We start from the raw sequence: 25052 nt of genomic DNA on the forward strand, positions 1-25052 counted from the left end.
ATCACTATACTAAAGTATAGGATTTCCATCGGCCGTGACGGAGAATAGACGTTGGAATATACGGAAAATACAGACCAGGCGCTAGGCTTTGCAAAACAAGCTTTAGACAAGATGAATGAAATTGGCGTGCCCGCAAATCCGCACAATTTTACGATCTGGTTTCATTATTTCAGCGGTACCTATCCGGACCTGAAACGCACGCTTGATATTTTGTTGGGAAACCAGCAGGCGTTTACAGAAACACGCAATTCTGAAATTTTCCAAAAGTTTTTTACTTTGGATCAGGAAAGCGCGACGCTGCATGACGCGACAACGCGTATGGAAAGCGAGTTGGCACGTGTGATGTCTACGCTGGACGGTGCAGATGAAGACTTGTCGGGTTTGAATGTGTCTTTACGTGACTTCTCTGACCAGATTGCCAAAACAGACGATAAGTCGGAAATATTGGCGCTGACGACAAAAATGAACGCGCATGTCACGCAAGTTCTGGAAGGACGTTCCGCTGTTGAGGACGAGTTGAAAAACTCTCTGCGTGAAATCAGCGAACTTAAAGACGACCTTGAACGTATGCGCCGGGAAGCTTTGACCGATGGTTTGACCGGGATTGCAAACCGAAAACTGTTTGATCTGGAACTTCGCAAATCATCTATGAATGCGATGGCGAATGGCGAAGAACTGGCTTTGTTGATGTTGGATGTGGATCACTTTGACCGTTTTAATGAACATTACGGACATCAAGTTGGCGATCAGGTCTTAAAATTGGTTGCTGTTACCATCAGTGAATGTATTAAGGGGCAAGATACGGCAGCGCGTTACGGTGGGGATGAATTCAGCGTTATTTTACCGCGAACCAATCTTGAAAATGCTAAACGTCTTGCGGAACATATTTGTAAACGTGTGAGCTCCAAAAATGTGGTAAACCGTTCGACGGGGGAGCGACTCGGGAAAATCACCATGTCCGTCGGGGTTGCATTATTTGAATATGGCGAGCCGGTAAGTCAACTCCTGGTTAGGGCTGACCGCACTTTGCAAGAAGCCATGAAAAATGGTTACAATCAGGTGTTGACGCAGATTGATGCAACTAAACTGTCTGGTTAGTTGTTGAATTTATTGAATAATCTTATTTGACCAAAGAGTCAGAAAAGCTTCCTAACATCCTAAAATCAGATTACCTTTACCGTAATTAAGAATGTAACTTGGTGGGGTGGGTGTGATGATTTTAAGTTGTTTGCGTCAAGAGGCAGATGTCGCCCTTTGCATTCAGGGGAATTTTACTTTTTTTGAAAGCCCGGATTTGTCCTCTTTGGCAATTGAGATTGAGCGAGGCGGATTTGATCGTGTGATCATGGATATGAAATCCTGCAATTTAATCGATTCAACGGGCTTGGGTCTGATTATGCAGGTAAACGAGCTTTTAGAAGAAAATAATATAGATTTTGAAATTCAAAATGCAGAAGGCCAAGTTGCGCGTATGATCCATGTGGCAGGTTTTAGCAGTCTGATGTCACCGGATCGCTCAGCTGCCTAAGGCGGCTTTTATTCAAGTTACCACTCATTAACTCTTAATGTGCATGATAGACTAAACCAGCGTAACGTTTGAAAAGGTTTATCGTCAGTGGCACAAGGACGCAACAGGCCCAGTCCGTTTATTTTGTTTACACGCAAGGTGGTCAAGAATGACCAGCTTGTCATGACGCTTTTGGCCGTTGTCGTCGGTGCCTGTGTTGGCTCTCTCGCGATCTTGTTTATTGAAAAAATTGATTTCTTTCAGTCCGTCTTTCTCGGTATCAGCGGGGCATGGATTGCAGACCATATTGCCGCAATGCCACCTTGGAAAGTGATTTTGACCCCGACGCTTGGCGGGCTTCTGGTCGGTTTTATCGTTCACCGATTTATGGATAATGGCAGAACCAAAGGGCCGGCAGATGTGATTGCAGCCTGTGAAGTCGGCGGGGCGCAAATGTCCTTGAAAGAAGGACTGTGGGCCGCCTTGAGCAGTGGCTTGTCCATTTCATCGGGTGCTTCCGTTGGACGTGAAGGCCCCGTGGTGCATTTGGGCGGGTCGTTTGCCGCATGGGTTGGGGAAAAACTACAACTTTCGCGCTCTAACGCCCGCATCCTATTGGGTTGTGGTGTCGCTGCGGCAGTGTCGGCCTCGTTTAATGCGCCGATTGCGGGGGCGTTGTTCGCACAAGAAGTCATTTTAAGTCATTATGCATTAAAAGCTTTTGCCCCGGTGGTGATTGCCAGTATTTCCGGAACGGTCATTGCTCATCAGGTTGTGGGTAATGTGACGGCCTTTCAAATTCAAGCTCATCAGTTTGGCTCCTATCTTGAATTTCCTGCGTTTGCGGGCCTTGGGGTTTTAAGTGGCTTGATCGGGATCTTGTTTGTTTGGTCGATCTTGAAAACACAAAAAAAGGTGCAGGCAGTCCCTTTGCCAGCATGGATGCGTCCGGCAATCGGTGGATTTTGTATCGGTGTGATTGCGTTATGGTATCCTGAAGTTCTTGGTGTGGGGTATGAGGCAACGGATAATGCTTTAAAAGGATCTTACGGGTTTGCCTTATTATTAGGTCTTTTTGTTTTTAAGTTTTTAGCAACGGTTTTGTCTTTGGGCTTTGGTTTTGCCGGTGGTGTGTTTAGCCCTTCGTTGGTGATTGGGGCTATGTTGGGGGGCACCTATGGCATGATTGTCGGCGGTCTGTTTCCTGATTTATGGTCGGGGGCAAGTGCTTATTCCCTGATAGGTATGGCCTCAATGGCGGCTGCGGTGTTGGGGGCACCGATTTCCACAACATTAATTGTGTTTGAACTGACCGGAAATTATTCACTTACGATTGGGGTTATGTGTGCCTGTGTTTTAGCAACCTTGGTCAATGATCAATTGCATCGTCAATCCTTCTTTTTAGAGCAGCTCAAAGAACGTGGTATTGATCTGGGCAATACCTTCAGTACGCAAATTTTGAAAGAGTTAAAAGTTTCCGATATTTTGCGTCGTGAAGGCGAATATGTCGGTGTAGATGCGAACCTGAAAGAAGTTCGTAAACGATTTTTACGGGCACCGGGCGGTGTTTTATATGTGATTGCCCATGATCGCAGCCTTTATGGCGCGATTACATGGGAGCAGATGCCCGAAGATGTTTTTGATGCGAACCTGAATGATCTGGTTGTGGCGGCAGACATTGCCGACACACGTCCCCCCGTTATACAAACCGGTGATACGCTGGAGGTCGCTAAAGGGGTTTTGGAAGAAATCAATGTATCGCAAATCGCAGTCGTTTCTCCTGAATTGGGGCGTGCTTATATGGGCTGTATTGATGAACGCGAACTCATGGCGGCCTATAACGCAGCTTTGTTAAGAAAACGAAAGCAGGAACAAGGCGGCTAGTGGGCTTGAAATAAATTCCTGTTCCCTCTTTGTTTCTTTTTCTGTCGGTGCTATAACCGCACTTATGAACGATCCATTTGATTTCAACGATGACTATCTGGAACCCGCGCAACCGGCACCGGTGCAGGGTCCGCCGTCTTATGTCGAAACCTTAAATCCCGAACAACGCATGGCGGTCGAAGAAACCGACGGACCTGTGCTTGTATTGGCGGGTGCCGGTACGGGAAAAACACGCGTGTTGACGACCCGTCTGGCCTATATCATGGATCAAGGTTTGGCCTACGCCGGTGAAATTATGGCGGTGACCTTCACCAACAAGGCGGCGGCGGAGATGAAAGAACGGGTTTCGGCCTTGTTGGGGCGCCCGGTCGAAGGCTGGTGGCTGGGCACGTTTCATGCTCTGGCGGCGCGCATGGTGCGCGCCCATGCCGAAGTTGTCGGGCTGACATCCAATTTCACGATCATTGATACGGACGATCAAATCCGTTTGCTTAAGCAGATTATGGAAGCTGAATTCATTGACGAAAAGAAAAACCCGGCACGTAATTTGATGGGGGTTATTCAGCGCTGGAAAGACCGGGGCCTGACCCCTGAAAAAGTCTCCCCGGGGGAGGGGGCGGCCTATGCCGATGGGGCTGCTGTTCGTATTTATAAAATATATCAGGAACGTCTGCGTCTGAATAATGCGTGTGATTTTGGTGATTTGCTGTTGCATGTTTTGACAATTTTTGCAGAACAGCCGCAAATTCTGGAACAATATCAACGCCGTTTTCGTTACGTTTTGGTGGACGAATATCAAGACACCAACGTATCGCAATATCTTTGGCTGCGGTTGCTGGCAAAACAACATCGAAATATCTGTTGTGTCGGTGACGATGATCAATCGATCTATTCCTGGCGGGGGGCAGAGGTTGCCAACATCCTGAAATTTGAAAAAGATTTTCCCGGTGCCAAGGTTATTCGACTGGAACGCAATTATCGGTCAACCGAGCATATTTTGGGGGCAGCTTCCGGGCTGATTTCCTATAACGAGGACCGTTTGGGAAAAACCTTGCAACCACAAAGTAAGGACGAAGCAATTAAGGTGCGGGTGGAAAGCCTGTGGGATGGCGAAAGCGAAGCCCGTTTTGTTGGCGATGAAATCGAAGCCTTGCAAGCCAAGGGTGAAAGCCTGAATGAAATGGCGATTTTGGTGCGTGCCGGTTTTCAGACCCGCGAATTTGAAGAACGCATGATCACGCTCGGCCTGCCTTATAAGGTTGTCGGTGGTTTGCGTTTTTATGAGCGTGAAGAAATCCGCGATGCCATTGCGTATTTACGGGTGGTCAATCAACCGAATGACAGTTTGGCCTTGGAACGCATTATCAATAAGCCGTCGCGTGGGTTTGGACCAAAAACCAAAGGACTGCAAACGCTGCTGGAATATGCCCGCAAAAGCCAGATATCGCTTTATAGTGCGGCAATGACATTGGTGGATACCGATGAATTATCGCCGAAGGCGCGGACTTCGTTGCGTGATTTGCTGGCCCAGTTTGAATTGTGGCGATCCTTGAAAGACGGACTGGATGTGGACGATCTGGTTGGGCAAATTCTGGACGAGTCCGGTTATATGGACTGGCGTATTGCGGAAACCAAAAAACAAAAAGATATGAAGGCACAAGGCCGGGTCGATAACTTGAAAGAACTGGTGTCGGGCCTGAAGGAATTTGAAAACCTGAATGAGTTTCTGGAACATGTTTCCCTAGTGATGGAGGTTCAGGACAGGGCCGATGATGCCAAGGTGACCATTATGACCTTGCATGCTGCCAAGGGATTGGAATTTGATAATGTGTTCCTGCCGGGTTGGGAAGAAGGCACCTTCCCCAATCAACGGGCACTCGATGAGTCTGGCAACAGCGCGCTGGAAGAAGAACGCCGTTTGGGTTATGTCGGGATTACGCGGGCGCGCAAACGATCCATCATTTCTTATGCGCTGCGTCGTCGGGTGTTTGGGCAATATAACGATATGCTTCCGTCCCGTTTTGTGTCGGAATTACCCGAACCGCATATTGAAACAGGCGGAGAAACCGGGACACCCAGTGGTGATTATGGCGGTGGGAATTATGGATATTCTAAATTTGGCGGCAGTCCGCAACGTTTTACCTATCGTGGGAAATCAGAAAATCGCCCGGAAAAACTGGTGACGATTGATGCTTTTGATGTCACCGTCTCAGATGTACCCGATGGCGGATTTCGCAAAGGCGATCATGTGCGACATGGAAAATTCGGTTCAGGGGTTGTGCTGAATGTGGATGGGAATAAATTAGATATTGCCTTCGCCAGTGGCGGACGGAAAAAAGTGATTGATAGTTTTGTGGAGAAAATCTAATGCGCCGTTATGGGCTATGTGTGTTGAGTGCACTGGTTTTTGGGGCATTTTCTCCTGATCATGTCCATGCGGATATGTTGGATGACTGGGATGGCTGGACGTTCAACATGACGTTGGAAAACGATATGTTCGGTTCGGATACCGATCGTCATTACACCCACGGGACGCGTTTTTCACTGGCGGCACCGGAAGGTGAAGTTGCCGATTGGTTGCGTGACGCGGCAGGATATTTTCCTTTCTTTTCCGATGAAGGAACACTGCGTGCCAGTTATGCCCTTGGGCAAAATATGTATTCACCGGCAGATATTACCCTGACAGACCCTGCCGACATGGATCGCCCCTATGGCGGTTGGCTTTATGGGAGTTTCGGCCTTGTTTCCGACATGGAAGAACGGGTCGATACATTTGAACTTACGCTAGGGATGGTCGGTCCGGCATCATTGGCTGAACCCACACAAAAATTTGTTCACCGTGTTGTCGGTAGTCCCCAGCCGATGGGCTGGGATCATCAGTTGAAAAATGAACCTGGCCTTGTGGTCACTTACGAGCGCAAATGGCGCCGTTTTATGAGCGTGGAAACCGGGGTGTTTGATCTGGATCTGGATACCACCCCCTATGCTGGTGTTTCCCTCGGCAATATCTTCACCCATGCAGAAGCCGGAACCGTTTTTCGGTTTGGGCAAGATCTAGAAAAAGACCGGGGTGGACCGCCACGCATTCGCCCCAGTTTACCGGGAAGTGATTATTATACGTCAACGGACGATTTTGTCTGGTATCTGTTTGCCGGGGGTGGGGCACGTGCGGTTGCGCGTAATATCTTTTTAGACGGCAATACATTGGCCGATTCCTATAGTGTGGATAAAAAACCGTTTGTTTTTGATGTTCAGGCAGGCCTTGCCATGCGTTATCACGATGTCCGGGTGGCTTTTACACAGATTATCCGCACGAAAGAATTTAAAAAACAACAGTCGCCGGATCGGTACGGCGCAATAACCGTATCTTATCAGTTTTAGGTAGACCTCTATCGAAACAAAGATGGCATTTGTGTTGTTATATGCTATGAGAGGCGGAGATATTCAGCCTTGATTAAGTGGAAATGCATATGACGAATACATTGTGGCGTGTTGATCTGGAAGTTAACCCTGAGCTGGCGGATGCTTACGAATTCGCACTGGAAGCTTTTTGTGGTGCCGTCACCCAATATCTGGATGATGATGAACTGGCCCAGCGTATTGAAGCCTATGCAGAAGAACAACCGGATGAAACAGCCTTGAAAGCGGCCATTACCGCTGTGGCTGAACGATCCGGTGTATCTGCACCAACCGTAACGATTACGGCTATTGAAAATAAAGATTGGCTGGCTGAATATGCCCGCAATTATCCGCCCCTTCAAATTGGGCGCTATTTTATTTACGGTTCACATTTTGACGGCAAATTACCTGCGGGGAAAATCGCCCTGAAAGTTGAAGCTGCCACCGCTTTTGGCACGGGGGAACATGCCTCTACGAACGGGTGCTTACAGGCCTTGGACCGATTGTCACGGCGTTATAATTTTAAACGCCCACTGGATATGGGCTGTGGTTCGGCCATTTTGGCAATGGCGATTGCAAAAACGTGGGGGGCATCGGTTGTTGCTAGTGATATTGATGCACAATCAGTTGATGTCGCGCGTTATAATGCGGAAGTAAATGGTGTGGGTGGTTCTGTGCTTGCGCTATGTGCCAATGGATATAACTCCCCATCTGTGACGCGTAATGGGCCTTATGATCTCATTATGGCCAATATTTTGGCGCGACCATTGTCGGCAATGGCAAAAGAACTTGCGAAGAACTTGAAGCCGGGCGGCTTTGCGGTACTGGCAGGGTTTTTGGATCGGGATGCAAACTGGGTGTTTGCCGCACATCGCTGTCATGGCCTGCGTCTGGTTGAACGCATTAAAGTCAATGGCTGGCAAACACTCGTTTTGCGCAAAAAATAATTAAGCCGCTTTTAAGGCCGACAGGAAGCTTTCGACCTCGGCTTTTAATCGATTGGCTTGGGAGGAGACATCTTCGACCGATTGCAGAACCTCGCCTGCAACACTATTGGTACGGGTTGCCGCATTTTCGACCTGTAAAATACTATCTGAAATGACAGCGCTATTTTGTGCAACATCATCCACATTGGCAGAGATATCCTGCGTGGCTTGTGATTGCTGGGTGACGGTATCACGCACATCGCCGGCCTGATGCCCCACACTGGAAATCGTTTCACAAACATCCTGAATGGCAGTGACCGATTGTTGGGTGGTTTCGCGCATGCGGGTGATGTGCTCGGTAATTTCCTGTGTGGCGCGCGCGGTTTGATTGGCAAGATTTTTGACTTCCCCGGCAACAACGGCAAACCCTTTGCCTGCCTCGCCTGCGCGGGCTGCTTCGATTGTGGCGTTTAGGGCCAACAGGTTTGTCTGGGCCGCGATATCTTCAATCATGCTGACGACTTCTCCAATACGGGCAGAGGCTTCAGACATCCAGTTGACAGTTTGAGACGCGTTTTCACCTTTTTCAATTGCAGACTGAATGGCACTGACGGATGATTTTGCATTTTCGCTGATTTGGAAAAAGGACTGAGATAAAGCGCCGGTCGCATTTGCGACATGTTCGACGTTGCTTTGGGTTTGTTGGGATGCATCTGCGGCTGAACGGGTTTGTTCCAGAGTTTGCAAAGCGACATCCTGCATGGATTGTGCGGACCCTTTCATCGTATCGGCAGATCGTGCGGTATCGGCAAGCACGTTGCGGATTGTTGCTTCAAAGTCATGACTGAGTTGGTCGATACGTAACGCACGTTCTTCACGACGTTTTTGTTCCAAATTTCCGGCAGCTTCGAGGCGGAGCCGTTCTTCACTGTTTTCTTTAAAGATGCTCAACGCTTGTGCCATCGAACCGATTTCATCTTGACGGTCTTGACCGGGAATAACCGTGTCGTTGTCCCCTTCAGCCAGTCGGCTCATGGCTTTGGTCATATCTGTAACAGGTGTGACGATGGTTCGAACGGACAGGATAATCATGACAATGGCAACGACAATGGCAAGGATTGCCAAAAGGTAGGCTGTACCTGTCAGGGCACCTGTTGCATTTTGCGCGTTTTTCCCTGCCTGTTCCATTGTTTGACGGGTCAAGGGGACAAGGCCGGTTTTAGGGTCGGTCAGTTGAGACAAAATGCTGCTGGCCAAGGGAATGACGTCGTTGACCAATAATTTACGTGAACGGTTCCAATCTTCGCCGGAACGGATTTTGATCAATTCAGCAAATAAGGGCGTAACCGTGTCTGCAGCCGTATTGAAAGCCTCAAGGTTGGTTTGTTGGTTTTCACTTAGGATATCAAGATTGTTCTTTAGTTCATCCTTTTTGCTTAATGCCCAGCTCCATACCGCTTGATATTGATCAGAATAGTGTTTTTCCCCCGTAAGAAGATAAGCGCGTATTGCACCACTAACGACGGCAAGTCCACCCCGAATATCCCCCATATGAGCCAGCATACGTTTGCGTTCCACGGTGGCGGGGAGGTCGACCTCAGCAATATAGACTTGGGAGATAGAAGACAGCATGGCATCGGTAAGCGGAGTTACTTTATCGTTGAGCAATTGTGTGGCCGGTAAATCTTCGTTGCTATGGGCGACGGTTTCGACCTTGTCCTGTATCTCTTTGAAATGCAGGAGGTCCTTTTTCAGCTTTTGCCATTTTTTCTGATCTTTAAGAAAACTGTCCATATGTTTGATGTCAGAGAGAATCGTTGCCCATAATTGAGCTCGCTGTATTTTAAAGGCTTCATCATGGGTTAAAACCCAACCACGCAGTGTGGCCATGCTGGCATTAATGTTGGATGCGAGTTGTGCGCCGCTAAAGGCGATAGGGGCACTTTTTTCAACGATGTTTTCTACGGCATGATCGACTTGTTTACTCTTAAAGATGGTGACTGACAGGCTTATCAACATGAGGATGGACAAAGTTGCAAAAGCAAAGCTGAGTCGTGTTTTTAAAGATTTTTTGGGTAGGGAAACCATGTGGAGCTCTCTCTAAGATCAAGTAAAAATTGTACAAGTCTTCTCGGAGCTATTTTGAAAGAAAAACGAAGAAAGGCTAATCAAGTACAATCACATTTTCGTGTGTAGCATGGGGTAAAGGAAAAGCTGTTTACAGTCTCAGTTGCATTTTCCGATGGAAACTTTTGATTTATACGCATAGGATATGGAAAAGGGAAAGCTTCGCCTAGAAAATGCGAAGATAAAGAGAAAGAAATTCGAATAAAAAAATGGCAGGACATACAAAATACGAGATACGTTTAAGCGATCAGGATCGCTGGTTTGTCGAAAAAGTCTTTCAAGACCAGAAAATGGCAGAAAGGCTCTACACGGATTATGCCGAAGACGATAATAGCGAATATGACGGCGTTCAATTAGTGCGCGTATGGACACGTGCTGATAAGATGGAAGTCGAAAAGATCGTTAAGGAACAACGCCTGACCCGGCGAAACATCCCAGTGCGATTGGCAAATATTGACGAAGCGGCACCTTGTGCGCATCGTGATGATTATCTGGGGTTAAATGCCCGCATTACCATGAGCCGATTGTTGCGCAATTTATTTGACCGCGAAGGGACAATCGCTTCTGAACTTTTATATAATCATGACAAGGCAAAACGATTTATGGCAGGTGATCTGATTTCGCCTGCAATTGATCGTGTGTCCACATTGCAGGCGCGTGAAAGCGGACTGGATTCACGCAAACGCCGCGACGATATCTTTTCTGAAATTCAGGCCATCATGGATGATGTAGAGAAAATCTGCAAAACCAAGGCATATAAATCTTTTGAAAGTAAAGATTTAAACAAAGTGGTCGAGACCGCGAACGCTATTGGAAAGCCAATGGCACTGCCTGCCGTGATGTGTAAGGTTTTGGTGCAATATCGCAGTGTTGAAGCGAAACTTCAGCAGGTGCTGGCATGGCTTGAAAGCGAGCAGGGCGAAGAACTGGAATACGAACTGGATGGGCTGATTGCGGAAATTATGTCTTCCGCAACCTTGATACAAGATATGCTCGGCCCCCAACGAAACCTTTCTTGTGCCTTGTTTACTTTGCTGGATTGGGTGGATGGCAAGCCGGTCAATGGGACAGGGGCGTGTGCGGACGCTGTCGAAGCTTTCTGCCGTTTGTTCAGTCAAGATAGATTGATGCAAACACGTGACATTTTATTTGACTTTATCATCCGCCAGTTGGCGGGCAAGCAACCGCTGTCGCGTAATGATCAAGCGATGGAAGAAAAAGAATTTTTACGGCTTTTCTCGCGATTAACCCTGCCTTCCGGGATGACGGGCGGGGCGGATATGGCGGAAGCTTTATCCCGACGATATGGCCGAAGCTTGAAGCAGGGTGGTGAAAGCGGTGAGCGTATGTCGATTAAATGGTTGATCGAAATGCTCCCGGATGGGGCAAGCAGTTTGCCTTATTTAATTGCGTTACGGGATGCTCCGCTTGGAAATGCTCACCCGGATGTCATAAAACAGAGTATGTCTCAATTATGCAATATGGCTCGTACGATTAGCGATTTTTGTGCAGGTGACCTTTCCGCCAAAGAAAAATTGGTTTGTATGAAAGATCTTCATGTGCTGGTGGAAGAATCGACACTGGATGAAAGTGAACAAAAAACAATTTTGTCTACGCTGGACCGTTTGGTGGAAAAATACCTGATCGATACCAAACTTATTGATAAACTGGATAATCCACAAGCCGCTTTGCGAGATCGTGCGATCCGTATGGTACAGTTTTGTGGCTCCGGTGTGTTATGGGAACATGGGCATGCAATGGCGTTGGCTCGTAAACGTGTGGTTGATCACCTGAAGGGTAAGAGTTTTATTGAGAAATTTACGGAAGGTGAAAATGATCCTGCCCAGAAAGAGATTATGATCCGAGATTTTTACCGAATGATGGCAGAGGCCGGTTTTAAAAGTTAAGCCGAAAATAGGCAAATTGTTGAATTGCTCATTTATTCGGCGTTTTTTTGCTGTTATGCATTGCGCTCGTGGTGTCACTCTGGCAAATTTGGCGTTACAGGTTTTGCTGCCAAATTATTCTAATATTGTGTACAAATACAATTTTAGGACTTAAACTATTGGCGTTAAGGCGAGAACTTCGCATAAGAATGAATATGATTAGGAGCCGAAAACATGACTGATCAAAAGTATCGCCTTGTCACGCGAGCTGATTTTGACGGTGTAGTTTCAGGTACGTTGCTTCTCGAACTTGGAATGGTTGACGACATTGTATTTGCCGAACCGAAAGAGATTCAGGATGGGCAATTTACAGTTAGTGAAAACGACATTCTGACAAACCTTCCTTATGTGGAAAAAGCGCATTTATGCCTTGATCACCATTTTAGTGAACTGGAACGTGTCGGTGGGCATGATAATCTGGTTATTGATGCGAATGCACCGTCTGCGGCGCGTGTGGTCTATAATCATTTTGGTGGTGCCAAAGCTTTCCCGAAAATTAGCCCCGATATGCTGGCTGCTGTCGATAAAGCGGATGCAGCGCAGTATAATGAAGAAGATATTTTGGCCCCTGGCCCCTGGGTCTTACTGAATTTTATTTTGGATCCACGCACTGGGCTTGACCGTGTGGGCAAGTTTGCCGTTTCACACGAGCAGTTTATGAAGGATATGATGGTTTACTGCCGTCATCATCCGGTTGAAGAAATTTTAAAAATACCTGATGTCGAAGAACGTTTGCATCTGTATTCCCTGCATGAAGAAAAATTTGAAAATCAGATTAAACGCAGCACCGAGGTTCATAATAACCTTGTGGTCTTTGATTTACGCAAGGAAACGGAAAGTTACGCGGGTAACCGTTTTACGATTTATGCCCTGTATCCCCAATGCAATATCTCCATTCAGGTTATCCCGGAAATTGAACCCGGCAAATGTTTGCTGGCCTGCGGTAAGTCTATTTTGGATCGCGGTTCAGAAACCAATGTGGGTAGCCTGATGCTTAAATATGGTGGCGGTGGTCATAAGCAAGTGGGGACGTGCCGGGTTGAAAACGATCAAGTTGATCAGGTGTTGTCTGAGCTGGTGGCACAAATTACCGCAGACGGGTAATTATGAACACTCAGCGAATAACAATAAAAAAACACCCCGCGAGCAAAATTCTCGCGGGGTGTTTTTTTATGTGACAAGAAGCGTAACGTTGTCTTAATCGCCCTTTTTATACAGTGCAATAAGTGGGGCTTCCTGTTCCGGTGTGAATAAAGAATTAATCGCGTTGATTAACCCCATTTCTTCTTTTTGAATGTGGAAGGTTTCGTGACCGATAAAATCGAAACTGAGTTCCTGAAAACTTTGCCAGCTCTGATCATCGAAACCGTTATCGATGGCTTTTTGCGCCATTGCGGATAATTCTTGTGCGATCGGACGGATCATTTGATGTTCGCCTGCCAACATATTGGCCATAAAATCCGCTCCGTTCATGCGCAATACGGGGAAGAGGTGCTCTTCTTCAAAGGCATAATGTTCCGTAATGTCGCTTTGAGCCACATCAATTAAATTTGTAAGCAGACGTTTGATCTGTTCAATGTTGTCTGGTTTGCTTTTACCACGCCAGCCATCCAGTTCATCCAGAACGGTTAGAGTACGTTGGTGTTCTTCATGTAAAACTTGCGAGAGTCTCATTTTTCATTTTCTCCAAACTCAGACGTTTGCGTTTTATGGCAATAATTAAAAAAGTTAAAAAAGAAAGGCCGGAAGCTAGACCAATCAAGCTACCAAATTGTAATAGAAGAGAGTTATCTATCATCACAGCAACCCCGGTAATCCCGACCGCTGTAATATGCAGGGGACCGATAAGGCGTGTTAGTTTTTCCGAAGCCAGTTTACTCGGGAGTTCCGGCATGCCTGTCTGACGGGCAATTTGCATCGACAGCAGAAAGGGAATAATGCGTTGTAAAATACCAATAATAAAGGACACCAGCCAACCTAGCACAGCGATGAGAATACTGAGTTCGGTTATGTTGGCTTTATTGTCGGTCCATTGCGCCCCGATGACCAAAAGGAGACTGAGCGGCAACATGACCCAACTGAACCGAATAGCGATCCATTCTGGTCCTAAACGGGTGCGAATGCGACCCTTTAAGATCGTAAACATTTCATAGACATGGATTAGCACGGATATAAGGGCGACAAACGGTGCAATTTTAAAGAAGCCGCCAACCCACAACAGTAAAGACGTTAAGGCGACCAACAGCCCCAATATGGCAAGTCGATCATTGGTTTTGTCACTGACGCTGAGCATGGGGACCATGATCCGGCTGAAACCGAAAACAATGAGCCCCATAAAGCCATAGAGGGCGAGCCCGGCATGAACCAGTCGTGGATTTGGCATTGTCAAGGAAAGCAGGCTTGCCCAGTTCCAAATCATGGATGCTCCCAGCCCGGCGGCGAGCAGGAGGCACAGCGCTCCGACCAAAACATGATTGCGGATAATTTTAAGGCTATCAGATCTGGCTAAGAGACGGACGAGCATGACTGCATAGAGCAGTGCGCTAAGGCACAGGATTGCCGCCCCAAAAGATGTGATGAGGGGGAGGTAATGGGCAAATCCGCCCAATGTAATCGCTGTACCAGTCAGCAGAAGAATAAAAAGCAAGATGACGCCGACAGGTTTGTTCATAGCTGCACCGCTTGCCACAGGTAACATTTGCATGGATGCACCAAAAGCCGTGATCAGGACAACACCGATGGTGAAGGTGTGCAGGGCTGCCAAAACGGGACCGAACCCACCTTGGAAACTGGCAATGTTTTCGGCTTGAAGAAACAGTAATATCCAACCAAGCGGGAGGCAGGTCAACGACACGAAGAAAAAAGAAAGAGGGATCCATTCCGGTAACAGACGTTGTTCTGCACCGAAAGGTACGCCACCGCCTATCATGGTTTTTGGCCTTCACGATATATTCTTAAGCGAATACCGTGTTCGTTGTGTTCTATAACATCCCAAGCCCATGCTTCTTCTTGTAAGTGAGAGAAAAGGTGCATCGGCATTTTAGGGAAATATCCTTCAAAATATTGATTGGGATTTAAGCAGTCTAGAATCTTTAAGGTAGCGACCAAAGGTGTTGGTGCGGATTGACGTCGCAGATCAATCTGAACACAATTTGATGTAATTGTGATCAGATCTGATAACTCCGGCAAGTTCCAGTCTTTAGGGATTTGGCCGTCGCAAGGACCGTTTTCGTTGTGTAGGCTCATCATGAAAAACATATGCCTGACTTGATTTATATTCTCATTGATCCCGGTCAATCATAAGGCGCATATGACGCATGGTGACATGAAAAGGATGAGAAAAACTTATAGCTTAAAGGGGTTGAAGGTGTTTTTTTTAATGTAATTAATAGGTGTGTTGTTTGGTTGAATTTCGTGTGAAGCTCACGTACGATATAGAAATAAAAAAGAAATAAGGGGCTGATCTGTAAACAAGATCACAAAAGCACTTTCTTTTGACAGGGGAAATAAATTGAAAAAGCACTCTAGCGAACATCAGTTCGCTATTCGTTTAATGGAGCATTTGGTCGTTCCAACCTTTGTGTTGGATCCGTCAGGCAAAGTCTTAATTTGGAACAAGGCGTGTGAACGCCTTACAAATGTGATGGCACACGAGGTGATTGGAACCCGGGATCATTGGCGGGCCTTTTATGAAGAACCTCGTGTGTGTCTTGCCGATCTGGTGCGCGAGGGACGTATGGATGCCATTGAAGAATATTATAGTACATCTTCTTTGAAAAAAGATGTGTATGACGGTGTGCGTGCTGAAAACTGGTGTGTCATGCCCTGTGCGGGAAAACGTTTATATTTGGCGATTAATTGTGGTCCGATATTTGATGATGACGGGAATATGATCGCCATTGTGGAAACGTTACGCGATATGACGGAGCAAAAGCGTGCTGAACAAGCCTTGCAAAGCCTTGCACATAAGGATGGTTTGACGGGGTTAGCGAATCGGCGTTCTTTTGATATCTCATTAGAAGCCGACCTTTTGCATGCGCGCCGTGAAAAAGAACCCCTTTCACTACTGTTGTGTGATGTGGACCATTTCAAAGGATATAACGATGGATATGGTCATCAACAAGGCGATGAGTGTCTGAAAAAAATTGCGGAGACTCTGGGGAAACAAGCGTATCGGGCGAATGATCTAGCTGCCCGATATGGGGGGGAAGAATTTGCGATGATTATCCCCAATTCTGATTTTGAAGGTGCCAAACGGGTAGGAGAACGTATCCGGCAATCAATTTATGATCTGAACTTGGAACATAAAAATAATCCGGGCGGACAACGTGTGACAATCAGCGTTGGCGGGGTTTCGTTGGTGCCTGATGAAAAATGTGAAGCTGCACAGATTATCGAACGGGCAGATCAGGCGCTTTATCGGGCAAAACAACAGGGGCGTAATCAAGTTTGCATTGATAACGGTTGCGGTCAAGAAAAGGCAATTTCTGTTTGTGCCACGGTTGTTTCGTGACATTCAGGTTGAGGTGTAACCAAATTGGCAAGACCGTTTGATGTACGATTTTGCGCCCATTGTGCGAGTGCTTTGCGGTCTTTAAAATCAGCAGCCAAGGCGGGGGCGTGGAAAATGACGTCAACTTCAACACCGCCAAGGCAAAAGACATCCCATAAATGAGGGGCCAATGTCATGTCGCCATACCAGGCAAAATAATCACGCTCGATATTGGTCAAAGGTTGGTGGGTGCGTGACCGGCAAAAGGCGAGCGTGACAGGTTGGATCAGGCAGGTTTCGCGCAAATCGTCTTCCATTACCATTTCAAACAAGGCACTTTTATAAGGCAAAACTTTGTTGCCGGGAGAACTGGTCCCTTCGGGGAAGATCATCAAACGTTCGCCACCTAAAATCCGCTGTTTAAGTTTGGCTTTTTGTTTCCGCGCTTTGGACGGTCTGCGTTCAATAAAAGCGGTTTGTGCAATTTGCGCCAGAAACCCGAACAGGGGCCAGTCGGCAACCTCGGCCTTGGCGACAAAGGTAACGTCCAGACAGGAGGCTATAATCGGGATATCCAGGTAAGAAACATGGTTTCCAGCCAGCAATACTCTTTTACTTTGAGACGGTTTACCATAACAGGTGACTTTCATACCGATGAGCGCGCAGACCCCACGATGCCAAAACTGCACCATTGGGCGGCGAACATGGCGCCCAAGACAGAAGATCAACAAGTAGGGAGGGACCAACAGGAGGGTCCACCCCAAAAAGGCAATTGTGCGTATAATGCCGCGCAGAACAGATTTTTTCATGTGTTGGCCTGATTGGACACACTTGCTGCATCTTGCAGGTAGTGACGTTGGTAACGACCTGTTACATTGTCCGTTTCGACCAACAGGCATACATCGACTGTATTGAATTGATGATCAATAACCCCACCATTGCCGATCACCCCGCCGACACGCAGGTAACCTTTAATAAGCGGGGGCATTTCGCGTAAAGCTTGGCGGCTGTCGATTTGTTTTTTCTTGAGCAGTTTTAAATCTACATAACGGCTATCCAATGCCTTGGGTGACCATTCATCAGGTGCGCTATGGTGGTGGTGCAAATATGATAACGCTGATGCCATCGCTTTTGTATCTGTGCCGGGGAAGCTTGCACATCCGAACATCAGTGAAATCTTGTAATCGGTAATGTATTCCGCAATGCCACGCCATAAAAGCTGCATAACGGCTTTACCGCGATAATCGGGGTCGACACAAGAACGCCCCAACTCAACAATTTCACCTTGATAATTTTCAAGGCGGGAGAGATCGAATTCATCAGCCGAATAGAAACCTTCATGGCGTTGGGCAACGCTACGGCGAAGCAGGCGATAGGTGCCGACAACACATTCTTCGCCAGCGGCTTCTTTGGTTTTATCAATAACCAGCAAATGATCACAATAATCGTCAAAACGATCGAAATCACGTTTCGCTGCGGCAACTTCGGGGTCAGGGACAGCGCCCATACCGTCAAAAAAGACGCGGTAGCGCAGGCGTTGAGCGGCTTCCAAATCGTCGGCGTTGCGCGCAAGTCGGACATCAAGGTTCGTTTCTGTCTGGTTCGTCATTGTTTTCTTCACTGCTCGTTGAACACTGCCCGTCAGGGTAGGTTAAACATTGGTTCAGCAGTGTTTCACTGACGTGAAGCTTTCATGACTTTCAGATTTAGGATTTATGACGTCCGCGCAGGGCGGGGTTTATTGCCAACGGGAATGATTTTCCATGCGATCAAATCCGACCATTTGCCCATTGGCCAGAAGTTGACGAAAACGGCAAGGACGACCGTCTTCGTCCAGTTCGACCAATCCGACCCCGGCAGCATCCAGCAAGCGGCGCCCATCGGCATGTCCTTCGGGTTTGCGTGGTATAATGCGCATACGTTTGCGCTTGGTAAGCCAGTTTAAAGGCGAACGGGGAGAATAAAGCCAACGATTGATGATATCCAGAACATCCAGCAACTTTTTAGGAAACTCGTTCTTAAAACCACTGCTGGTGACTTGCCAGATATCCGGGCCCCCTTTTCGTCCGCGCAATTCGACATCATAGACGAAGGAATAATGAACATCACCGGACAAAATAATAAAGGTGTGGGGTGTTTTGCTATGCATAAAAACATTGAGAATGGAATTAGCCGTTCCCGGATGCGCCATCCAGTTTTCTGCATCCACTAACAAAGGTTTGCCGAACCATGTGAAAATGCGTTGGATGGTTTCAATTAATTTAACGCCGTAGATCGGCGCGGGTGAAACCAGCAAAACACTGTCTTTGCCGTAAAGCTGTTCTTGCAGGTCTCCGACAGCTTCCCAATCCAGCAGGCCGGATGGTTTGACCATAGAACTTTCAGACCGCCAACGCCGTGTGCGTGTATCAATGACAATCAAGGGCGGTTCTGTTTTCCATTGATATTCCCATCCTTCAAATTTCAGAAGATGATCAATAAAGTCGATATGGTCGTCAGATCCCGGTGTATTCAGCGCGGTTTGCAGGTCGTTTATAAAGTGTGTGTCAAATTTATCCGGGTTGTTTCCCCATCCCTGACAGATGAAATAAGCAGACAGGCTGTTGCCGATCATGCGTTTGGAAAAGGGGTGATTGTAAACGGCTCCTTCCCATTGACGGTTCAGGTTCCAGTCGTCGGTGACATCATGGTCATCAAAGATCATAGCAACCGGTAAATGGGCCATGAGACGGCGCACCTGTGGCAAGCCTTCGATAAAGCGGTCCAAAATTTTCTTTTCTTCCGCAAATAATTTTTGATTTTCAACGGATAGACCTGAAGGGCAGTCGATTTGTGCAATGGTCCAAGGAATAGGGGACCAAACCATCAGATACATCAGCAGATTTTCATGCAGGGTCATTAAATGGTTGTGCGCGGTATCGGTGGTGAAAACCGGTTTGCGTACACCACCGAACAGAATATCCAACAGATCACGGTTGGCTTCGACCTGTGGTAAAATAGCTGTTCGATCATAATAACTGCTTTTGTGCTGATAAAGTTCATCAGACGTTTCAATCGGGGGCACTTTCAGCCCGTCGAACATTTCAGCAGGGAGGTCCAGTTGATCAATGACGTTGTGAATGGCACGCAGCATGGGGCCGGCCACGTCATCGGCATAGATTTGATCCCCTGACATGATCAGGGCTGACGGCCATGCGGGCAGGTTTTCGTCTTTATCTGCATTGTTTTCAAGAAGCTTGCCCAGCAGGCCATCAGCGGCCACCAAGCCATCCCCACTGTCATGGTGGGGTTTCCGACATGATCCGTGCAAAATGCTACCAACCTTGGACGGTAACAAGAAGCCCAGCTTGTCATGTGTGGGATAGAGGAGATCAGGGCTGATTTCCCTGATATCCTGCCAAATCTCTTGATCTTGTGATTTCAGGCAAAGGGTATAATCAATCCAGCAGTCGCGGGGCAAAGCGTCGTTAAAGGACAGATCAATCAACAGGATGTGTAACTTCTCACCGCATTTTAGTTGGTGAATGTTGATGTCTTGGGATGATGGGGAAAATTCGGCAAGTATGTTGCTTTGTTCAAAAAACTGGATTTTCACATCGGCTTCGACACTGAGTGCAAGCCAAAGGGCCAACCGTTTCGGTTCTGTGCGGCGCAAGATTGGTCCGGCAAGAACAGGTGGTAAAGTCGTTTGGTCTGCGCTCATTGAATATATCCGAATAAGAAATTGATTTTTATGAGGGTAGGAAGGCTTTTATAGCCTGTCAATGATGCATTGTTTGTCTAAAGGATTGGATTGATTTATCATCCGCGCACGCAAACGAATTGGAAAAAGAAATGCGCCCACGCTTTTTATTGCTGTTTATTGTTGCCTTGGCCGTCCTGTCTTATGGCATGTATTATGTTTCTTTTTCCTATTTCAAATCTGAAGAAATTAGAAAAGCCAGTGGGCGACTGTCGTTATACAAAAGCTCGTTGCTGAGTGAGATTGAACGGTTTGTTTATTTTCCTTTTGTGTTGTCGCAAGACCCATATGTAATTTCGGCCCTGTCTGGTGAGGGGGGCGGTCGACTGAATGAAAGATTGGCGAAATTTGCCGATCAATCGGGGGTAGAGGCCATTTATTTGATGGATACGACCGGATTGACGGTATCGTCTTCGAACTATGCCAGCACAACCAGTTACATCGGGCAAAATTATGCATTCCGTCCCTATTTTAAAGATGCATTGGCTGGAAATCATGGCGAGTTTTACGGCATTGGGGCGACGACCAAATTGCCCGGTTTGTTTATTTCCGAGCCCGTGCGCAATGTGCAGGGACAGGTTATTGGTGTGATTGCACTGAAACTGAATTTTGGACAGCTGGAAAATTTATGGATTGATTCTGATGAACAGGTTTTGCTGGGCAATAAAGACAGTGTGGTTTTGCTGTCGTCAAACCCTAACTGGCGCTATCGGGCGATGTTTCCCATTGCCAAAAAACGCAGGCAGGAAATTCAGGAAGAACGCCAGTTTGCAAATGAACCGTTAAATGAATTGAACTGGCGCATTTGGAATGAAAATCAGGTCATGGTCGAAGGCAATCATTTTCTTTTGGTGACGGAGGAAATGGATAGCCGAAATTGGACATTGTACTTTTTTGCCAGCCAGGATCCGGTGCAGGAAAAAACATGGCTGACCTTGATTTCAGCCTTTGTCATTTTGACCATTGTGTTTGCGGTTGTCCAGTTTCGCCGCACAGTCCGTATCGGCGAAGCCTTGCGCGAATCACAGGCTGATTCTGCGGTAATGCGCGAAGCCAATAGACGTCTGGCTGTGGAAATCGAAGAACGTAAAGTCGCCGAAAAACGTTTGAAAACCACACAAAATGAATTGGCACGTGCCAGCCGCTTGGCAGCGTTAGGGCAGTTGGCGGTATCGGTAACCCATGAATTGGGGCAACCCTTGGCGGCGATGCGCAATTATTTGACAGCAGCAGAGATGTCGCCAAACCCACCGGCAACGGGGTTTATGCAGAAGATGACAGGTCTTGCCCTGCGTATGGAAAATATTACCAAGCAGCTTAAATTTTTTGCCAAGCCGGGGTCTGAAACTTTTGAGGCCGTCGATATGCGTGATGTTCTGAAAGGGGCCGAAGAATTGTTGCAGCCGGATTTTGTCAGTAATGCGATTAGTTATAAGCGAATTGTGCCCAACACGGCGGTGATGGTGCATGCCAATCGTTTGCGTTTGGAACAGGTTTTGACCAATTTGATGCGAAATGCCTTAAATGCGATGGAGGCGGGCGAGGAACGGGTATTAACGGTTCAGCTTAGTATTGAAAACGCACAAGCCTGTGTGGACGTTTTTGATACAGGCGCGGGATTGGGAAAAGCCACGCTGGAAGAATTGCAGGAACCCTTTGTAACCACGCGGGCTTCGGGGGAAGGTTTAGGGCTGGGGCTTGCCATTTCCAGTGAAATTGTGAAAGAACATGGTGGGCGAATGGCTGCACGCAATCGTCAAATCAAGGGGGCAGCGTTTCGAATTGAATTGCCCTTGTGGGCGGAGGATTAAAAACAATGGTCGATGCAAATCCGACTTATACCCTTGTCATTGTCGATGATGACCGCGAAATGCGCGACTCTTTAACCCATCTGTTTGAATCGGTGGGTTGGCAATGCGAAAATTATGCTCGCGCAGAATTGTTTTGTGAAAAAGTCCGCGATATCAGCCCGGATGTCATCCTCAGTGATGTACGCATGCCGGGTATGGATGGGCTTGCTTTGCTGGATTATATGCAAACCAAGGAAGATGCTGCCCCTGTGGTTTTGATCTCTGCCCATGGGGATATTCCCATGGCGGTGGATGCCATGCAAAAAGGCGCTTACAGTTTTCTGGAAAAACCATTTGATCCGCGTCGTTTGTTGACGGTGGCCCGCCATGCGGCTGAACAGCACCGCATGGGACAGGATACGGAACGTTTGAAAGCCCGGCTTGCGATGTTATCGGGATTGGATCGTATTTTAATCGGGCAAACCGACGAGATTAAGATCCTGCGCGAAGATGTCCTAGATTATGCCGATCTGGATGCGCCTGCCATGATTTTAGGGGAAACAGGCACGGGGAAAGAAGTTGTTGCCCGTGCCTTGCATGACTTGAGCGTACGCGCCAAAGGGCCGTTCACTGTCTTAAACTGTGCTACGATTTTGGAAGAGAATTTTGAAAGCAGCATGTTTGGTGAAGTCGGACAGGTGAAAGGCATGTTGGCGGCAAGTGACGGGGGCACCTTGTTTTTGGATGAAGTTGCCGCTTGTCCTTTAGCTATTCAAGCTAAGCTATTGCGTGTGATTGAAACCCGTGAATTTACACCGATCGGTGCGGACAAGCCGGTACCCGTTGATATTCGGATTGTGTCAGCCTCGAATGAGGATATGGAGGCAGCCGTCGCGCAAGGACGTTTTCGATCTGATTTGCTGTACCGTTTGAATACGTTGATGTTGAATTTACCGACCTTGCGCGAAAGGCGTTCAGATATTGTGATGTTGTTTTCTCATTTTTTAAATGAGTACAGCACAGTTTATGAAATCAGTACGCCGGAATTAAGTGCCGATGATGTCTCTGCCTTGATGACGCATGAATGGCCGGGGAATGTGCGCGAATTACGCCATGTTGCTGAACGGCGTATTTTGGCAGCGCGGCGTGGGCGCGGTAGTGTGGGCGAGGCGATCCATTCCAGTCATGATGTCGAAGAAGTCCCTGATACCTTGCGTGAAGCGGTTGCCGCCTTTGAACGGGAACTGGTTGCCAAAGCCATCCGTACCCATAAAGGCAAGATGGATGCGGTTGCGGAAAGTTTAGGAATTGGACGACGTACATTGAATGAAAAAATTGTGAAACTGGGCTTGGATAAGAACGCCTTGTTATAAGCGGTTTAGTCCTTTGCGGATTTCCGCGCAGAGGAAGTTCACAAGCCTGCGGTTTTCTTCATGCGTATTTTTTGCCGGATTTATTATCTTATTTCCCGAGACATCTGGAGGATGTTCATTTTGGGAGATTATTTTATGAAGAAAATTCTTGGCAAATTGTGCCTGACTGCTGTTGCTCTTTCTTTTGCCGGTGAGGCAATGGCGACAGAATGGAATGTGTCCTTGTGGGGCAAGCGCCGCGCGTTTACCGAACATGTTGAAAAGATCGCTGAATTGGTCGACAAGAAAACCAACGGTGAATTTAAACTCAACATTTCTTATGGCGGCCTGTCTAAGAACAAAGAAAACCTTGATGGTATTTCTATCGGCGCGTTTGAAATGGCGCAATTCTGTGCCGGTTATCACCGTGATAAAAACCCGTCTTTGACGGTTGCGGAACTGCCGTTCCTTGGTGTGTCTACCTTGGATCAAGAACGTAAGCTGTCCGAAGAACTTTACAAACATCCGGCTGTTGTCAAAGATCTGGCGCGCTGGAATGCAACCTTGTTGATGCCCTCACCAATGCCGCAATATAACATTGCAGGTTTGGGCGACACGCCGAAATCACTGGATGATTTTAACGGTCTTGCGGTTCGCGCAACTGGCGGGATTGGTCAAGCCATGAAGGCCGTTGGCGCGGTTCCGACATCCATGTCGGCTTCTGAAGTGCGTCAAGCCCTTGATGGTGGCGTTATTAAAGCCGTTGCTTTTGCACAACATGCCCATATGGCATTCGGTGTTGTTGAAAAAGCAACATGGTGGACGACAAACTTGAACCCCGGCACAATTAACTGCCCGGTTGTTGTTAACACAGATGCGCTGAATGGTCTGAAACCGGCTTACCGTGATGCGTTGCTTGGTTCTGTTGACGAAGCACTTGATTACTATGTTGACAACTACAACAACAAAACCATGAAACGTTGGGATCCGCTTTTGAAAGAACGCGGTATCGAGAAAGTGACTTTCTCTGACCAAGCGATTGCAGACTTGAAAAAAGCCGTTGCTACACCTGCTGCGGATCAGTGGATTAAGGACAACGCTGCCAAAGGTCTCCCCGCTCAAGAACTGTATGATTTCTTTACCGGTATGATCGATAAGTAAGTCAAGCAGCTTGAGATCAAGCGAGAGGGGGCGTCTTCGACCCGGACGCCCCCTTTTTTCGCAACTTTTTTTAAGGAGGAGATCATGGCTGGGAACGCAAGCGTACTTACAGATGATAGCCTGTTGAGCCTTTTAGACCAAAAACTGAATGAGATAGGGAAATTTTTAGCCCTGATCAGCGGTCTGGCTGTTTTTTCATTAATGATTTTGGCGGTTTTATCCGTCAGTGGGCGTAACTTTTTCAATCAGCCTTTGCCGGGATATATTGATTGGATTGAACAAGCAATGCCCCTGCTTGCCTTTATGGGCATTTCCTATACACAACGAAACGGCGGCCATATTCGTATGGATATGGTGGTTGGGAAATTGAAAGGCCGTGTTCTTTATGCGGCAGAGTTGGTGACGACCCTTGCAATCCTGACTTTGATGGTACTCATTGTTTGGGGCAGTTGGGAACATTTCCAACGCAGTTTTGATTTTAGTGCACCGATGTGGAGCCGTGATAGCTCTATGGATATCGGTATTCCGTTATGGCCTGCCAAATTGTTGGCGCCGGTGGCATTTTCGGTTTTATGTCTACAACTGATTGTTCAGGCGTGGGGCTTTAGCAGTGCGTTGATCAGCGGGACCGATGAACCCGTTGCAGTGCCCTTGATTGAAGATGTGGCAGCGCAGGCAAATAACGAAGCCAGTCACTTAACCGGTCACGACGACTAAAGGAAAAGA

At 47.4% G+C, this 25052-nt stretch carries 20 protein-coding genes; 13 read left to right on the top strand and 7 right to left on the bottom strand.

Annotated elements, in window-relative coordinates:
• Nucleotides 1-51 precede the first annotated feature (51 nt).
• The 6 genes from ACI0FF_RS05175 (at nt 52) to ACI0FF_RS05200 (ending at nt 7737) form a co-directional block, all read left to right on the top strand.
• Nucleotides 52-1098, top strand: coding sequence for a GGDEF domain-containing protein (locus ACI0FF_RS05175; RefSeq protein WP_419799059.1), 1047 nt, complete (start codon nt 52-54; stop codon nt 1096-1098).
• A 115-nt stretch (nt 1099-1213) separates the two neighbouring features.
• A complete protein-coding gene (locus ACI0FF_RS05180; RefSeq protein WP_419799060.1) occupies nt 1214-1528 on the top strand; it encodes an STAS domain-containing protein in 315 nt (104 codons plus the stop codon).
• 87 nt (nt 1529-1615) lie between these two features.
• Nucleotides 1616-3391, top strand: coding sequence for a chloride channel protein (locus tag ACI0FF_RS05185; protein ID WP_419799061.1), 1776 nt, complete (start codon nt 1616-1618; stop codon nt 3389-3391).
• Between the two features lie 64 nt (nt 3392-3455).
• Nucleotides 3456-5759 (top strand): ATP-dependent helicase, encoded by a 2304-nt coding sequence (locus ACI0FF_RS05190; RefSeq protein WP_419799062.1) that lies wholly within the window; start codon nt 3456-3458, stop codon nt 5757-5759.
• The gene (locus ACI0FF_RS05195) at nt 5759-6772 is read left to right on the top strand and encodes a lipid A deacylase LpxR family protein (RefSeq protein WP_419799063.1); all 1014 of its coding nucleotides are present in this window, start codon (nt 5759-5761) and stop codon (nt 6770-6772) included. Before ACI0FF_RS05190 ends, ACI0FF_RS05195 begins: the two co-directional genes overlap by 1 nt.
• Nucleotides 6773-6861: 89 nt before the next feature.
• On the top strand, nt 6862-7737 hold the full coding sequence (locus ACI0FF_RS05200) for a 50S ribosomal protein L11 methyltransferase (protein ID WP_419799064.1): 876 nt from the start codon (nt 6862-6864) through the stop codon (nt 7735-7737).
• Here the strand turns inward: ACI0FF_RS05200 and ACI0FF_RS05205 are convergent, their stop codons facing one another.
• Nucleotides 7738-9804 carry a HAMP domain-containing methyl-accepting chemotaxis protein gene (locus ACI0FF_RS05205; RefSeq protein WP_419799065.1) on the bottom strand — a complete coding sequence of 689 codons (2067 nt, stop codon included), beginning with the start codon at nt 9802-9804 and terminating at the stop codon, nt 7738-7740.
• Between the two features lie 248 nt (nt 9805-10052).
• Between ACI0FF_RS05205 and ACI0FF_RS05210 the strand changes: the two genes are divergently transcribed.
• Both ACI0FF_RS05210 and ACI0FF_RS05215 read left to right on the top strand, forming a co-directional pair.
• Complete coding sequence (locus ACI0FF_RS05210) at nt 10053-11750, top strand: hypothetical protein (protein ID WP_419799066.1); 1698 nt, start codon at nt 10053-10055, stop codon at nt 11748-11750.
• 213 nt (nt 11751-11963) lie between these two features.
• Nucleotides 11964-12893 (top strand): exopolyphosphatase, encoded by a 930-nt coding sequence (locus tag ACI0FF_RS05215; protein ID WP_419799067.1) that lies wholly within the window; start codon nt 11964-11966, stop codon nt 12891-12893.
• A 93-nt stretch (nt 12894-12986) separates the two neighbouring features.
• Here the strand turns inward: ACI0FF_RS05215 and ACI0FF_RS05220 are convergent, their stop codons facing one another.
• Genes ACI0FF_RS05220 through ACI0FF_RS05230 form a run of 3 tightly spaced genes read right to left on the bottom strand, consistent with a single transcriptional unit; the run spans nt 12987 to nt 15038 of the window.
• The gene (locus ACI0FF_RS05220; RefSeq protein WP_419799068.1) at nt 12987-13463 is read right to left on the bottom strand and encodes a hemerythrin domain-containing protein; all 477 of its coding nucleotides are present in this window, start codon (nt 13461-13463) and stop codon (nt 12987-12989) included.
• Nucleotides 13438-14718 carry a hypothetical protein gene (locus tag ACI0FF_RS05225; RefSeq protein WP_419799069.1) on the bottom strand — a complete coding sequence of 427 codons (1281 nt, stop codon included), beginning with the start codon at nt 14716-14718 and terminating at the stop codon, nt 13438-13440. The genes ACI0FF_RS05220 and ACI0FF_RS05225 overlap by 26 nt, the downstream gene beginning before the upstream one ends.
• Nucleotides 14715-15038, bottom strand: coding sequence for a DUF2249 domain-containing protein (locus ACI0FF_RS05230; RefSeq protein WP_419799070.1), 324 nt, complete (start codon nt 15036-15038; stop codon nt 14715-14717). Before ACI0FF_RS05230 ends, ACI0FF_RS05225 begins: the two co-directional genes overlap by 4 nt.
• A 262-nt stretch (nt 15039-15300) precedes the next feature.
• On the opposite strand from ACI0FF_RS05230, the gene ACI0FF_RS05235 reads away from it, so the two are divergent.
• Nucleotides 15301-16302, top strand: a complete 1002-nt coding sequence (locus ACI0FF_RS05235; RefSeq protein ID WP_419799071.1) for a sensor domain-containing diguanylate cyclase — start codon at nt 15301-15303, stop codon at nt 16300-16302.
• Here the strand turns inward: ACI0FF_RS05235 and ACI0FF_RS05240 are convergent.
• The 3 genes from ACI0FF_RS05240 to ACI0FF_RS05250 form a co-directional block, all read right to left on the bottom strand.
• On the bottom strand, nt 16260-17090 hold the full coding sequence (locus tag ACI0FF_RS05240; protein ID WP_419799072.1) for a lysophospholipid acyltransferase family protein: 831 nt from the start codon (nt 17088-17090) through the stop codon (nt 16260-16262). The genes ACI0FF_RS05235 and ACI0FF_RS05240 overlap by 43 nt on opposite strands.
• On the bottom strand, nt 17087-17890 hold the full coding sequence (locus ACI0FF_RS05245) for a GNAT family N-acetyltransferase (RefSeq protein WP_417819949.1): 804 nt from the start codon (nt 17888-17890) through the stop codon (nt 17087-17089). The genes ACI0FF_RS05240 and ACI0FF_RS05245 overlap by 4 nt, the downstream gene beginning before the upstream one ends.
• A 129-nt stretch (nt 17891-18019) precedes the next feature.
• The gene (locus ACI0FF_RS05250) at nt 18020-19984 is read right to left on the bottom strand and encodes an alkaline phosphatase family protein (RefSeq protein ID WP_419799073.1); all 1965 of its coding nucleotides are present in this window, start codon (nt 19982-19984) and stop codon (nt 18020-18022) included.
• A 131-nt stretch (nt 19985-20115) separates the two neighbouring features.
• Between ACI0FF_RS05250 and ACI0FF_RS05255 the strand changes: the two genes are divergently transcribed.
• From ACI0FF_RS05255 to ACI0FF_RS05270, 4 genes are all read left to right on the top strand, one after another.
• Nucleotides 20116-21834 carry an ATP-binding protein gene (locus tag ACI0FF_RS05255; protein ID WP_419799074.1) on the top strand — a complete coding sequence of 573 codons (1719 nt, stop codon included), beginning with the start codon at nt 20116-20118 and terminating at the stop codon, nt 21832-21834.
• A 5-nt stretch (nt 21835-21839) separates the two neighbouring features.
• Nucleotides 21840-23186, top strand: coding sequence for a sigma-54-dependent transcriptional regulator (locus tag ACI0FF_RS05260; RefSeq protein ID WP_419799075.1), 1347 nt, complete (start codon nt 21840-21842; stop codon nt 23184-23186).
• A gap of 135 nt (nt 23187-23321) precedes the next feature.
• The gene (gene dctP / locus ACI0FF_RS05265; protein WP_419799076.1) at nt 23322-24326 is read left to right on the top strand and encodes a TRAP transporter substrate-binding protein DctP; all 1005 of its coding nucleotides are present in this window, start codon (nt 23322-23324) and stop codon (nt 24324-24326) included.
• Nucleotides 24327-24410: 84 nt separating this feature from the next.
• Nucleotides 24411-25043 carry a TRAP transporter small permease subunit gene (locus tag ACI0FF_RS05270; protein WP_419799077.1) on the top strand — a complete coding sequence of 211 codons (633 nt, stop codon included), beginning with the start codon at nt 24411-24413 and terminating at the stop codon, nt 25041-25043.
• Nucleotides 25044-25052: the final 9 nt, after the last annotated feature.

This window comes from Terasakiella sp. 4MB5A, from assembly GCF_050058155.1.
Taxonomy (GTDB): Bacteria; Pseudomonadota; Alphaproteobacteria; order Rhodospirillales; family Terasakiellaceae; genus Terasakiella; species Terasakiella halodenitrificans.

Excerpts from the sequence above, each read along its gene's own strand:
- ACI0FF_RS05180 (WP_419799060.1), top strand. The coding sequence starts at position 1,214 with ATGATTTTAAGTTGTTTGCGTCAAGAGGCAGATGTCGCCCTTTGCATT.
- ACI0FF_RS05190 (WP_419799062.1), top strand. The coding sequence starts at position 3,456 with ATGAACGATCCATTTGATTTCAACGATGACTATCTGGAACCCGCGCAA.
- ACI0FF_RS05195 (WP_419799063.1), top strand. The coding sequence starts at position 5,759 with ATGCGCCGTTATGGGCTATGTGTGTTGAGTGCACTGGTTTTTGGGGCA.
- ACI0FF_RS05200 (WP_419799064.1), top strand. The coding sequence starts at position 6,862 with ATGACGAATACATTGTGGCGTGTTGATCTGGAAGTTAACCCTGAGCTG.
- ACI0FF_RS05205 (WP_419799065.1), bottom strand. The coding sequence starts at position 9,804 with ATGGTTTCCCTACCCAAAAAATCTTTAAAAACACGACTCAGCTTTGCT.
- ACI0FF_RS05210 (WP_419799066.1), top strand. The coding sequence starts at position 10,053 with ATGGCAGGACATACAAAATACGAGATACGTTTAAGCGATCAGGATCGC.
- ACI0FF_RS05215 (WP_419799067.1), top strand. The coding sequence starts at position 11,964 with ATGACTGATCAAAAGTATCGCCTTGTCACGCGAGCTGATTTTGACGGT.
- ACI0FF_RS05220 (WP_419799068.1), bottom strand. The coding sequence starts at position 13,463 with ATGAGACTCTCGCAAGTTTTACATGAAGAACACCAACGTACTCTAACC.
- ACI0FF_RS05225 (WP_419799069.1), bottom strand. The coding sequence starts at position 14,718 with ATGATAGGCGGTGGCGTACCTTTCGGTGCAGAACAACGTCTGTTACCG.
- ACI0FF_RS05230 (WP_419799070.1), bottom strand. The coding sequence starts at position 15,038 with ATGATGAGCCTACACAACGAAAACGGTCCTTGCGACGGCCAAATCCCT.
- ACI0FF_RS05240 (WP_419799072.1), bottom strand. The coding sequence starts at position 17,090 with ATGAAAAAATCTGTTCTGCGCGGCATTATACGCACAATTGCCTTTTTG.
- ACI0FF_RS05245 (WP_417819949.1), bottom strand. The coding sequence starts at position 17,890 with ATGACGAACCAGACAGAAACGAACCTTGATGTCCGACTTGCGCGCAAC.
- ACI0FF_RS05250 (WP_419799073.1), bottom strand. The coding sequence starts at position 19,984 with ATGAGCGCAGACCAAACGACTTTACCACCTGTTCTTGCCGGACCAATC.
- ACI0FF_RS05255 (WP_419799074.1), top strand. The coding sequence starts at position 20,116 with ATGCGCCCACGCTTTTTATTGCTGTTTATTGTTGCCTTGGCCGTCCTG.
- ACI0FF_RS05260 (WP_419799075.1), top strand. The coding sequence starts at position 21,840 with ATGGTCGATGCAAATCCGACTTATACCCTTGTCATTGTCGATGATGAC.
- dctP (WP_419799076.1), top strand. The coding sequence starts at position 23,322 with ATGAAGAAAATTCTTGGCAAATTGTGCCTGACTGCTGTTGCTCTTTCT.
- ACI0FF_RS05270 (WP_419799077.1), top strand. The coding sequence starts at position 24,411 with ATGGCTGGGAACGCAAGCGTACTTACAGATGATAGCCTGTTGAGCCTT.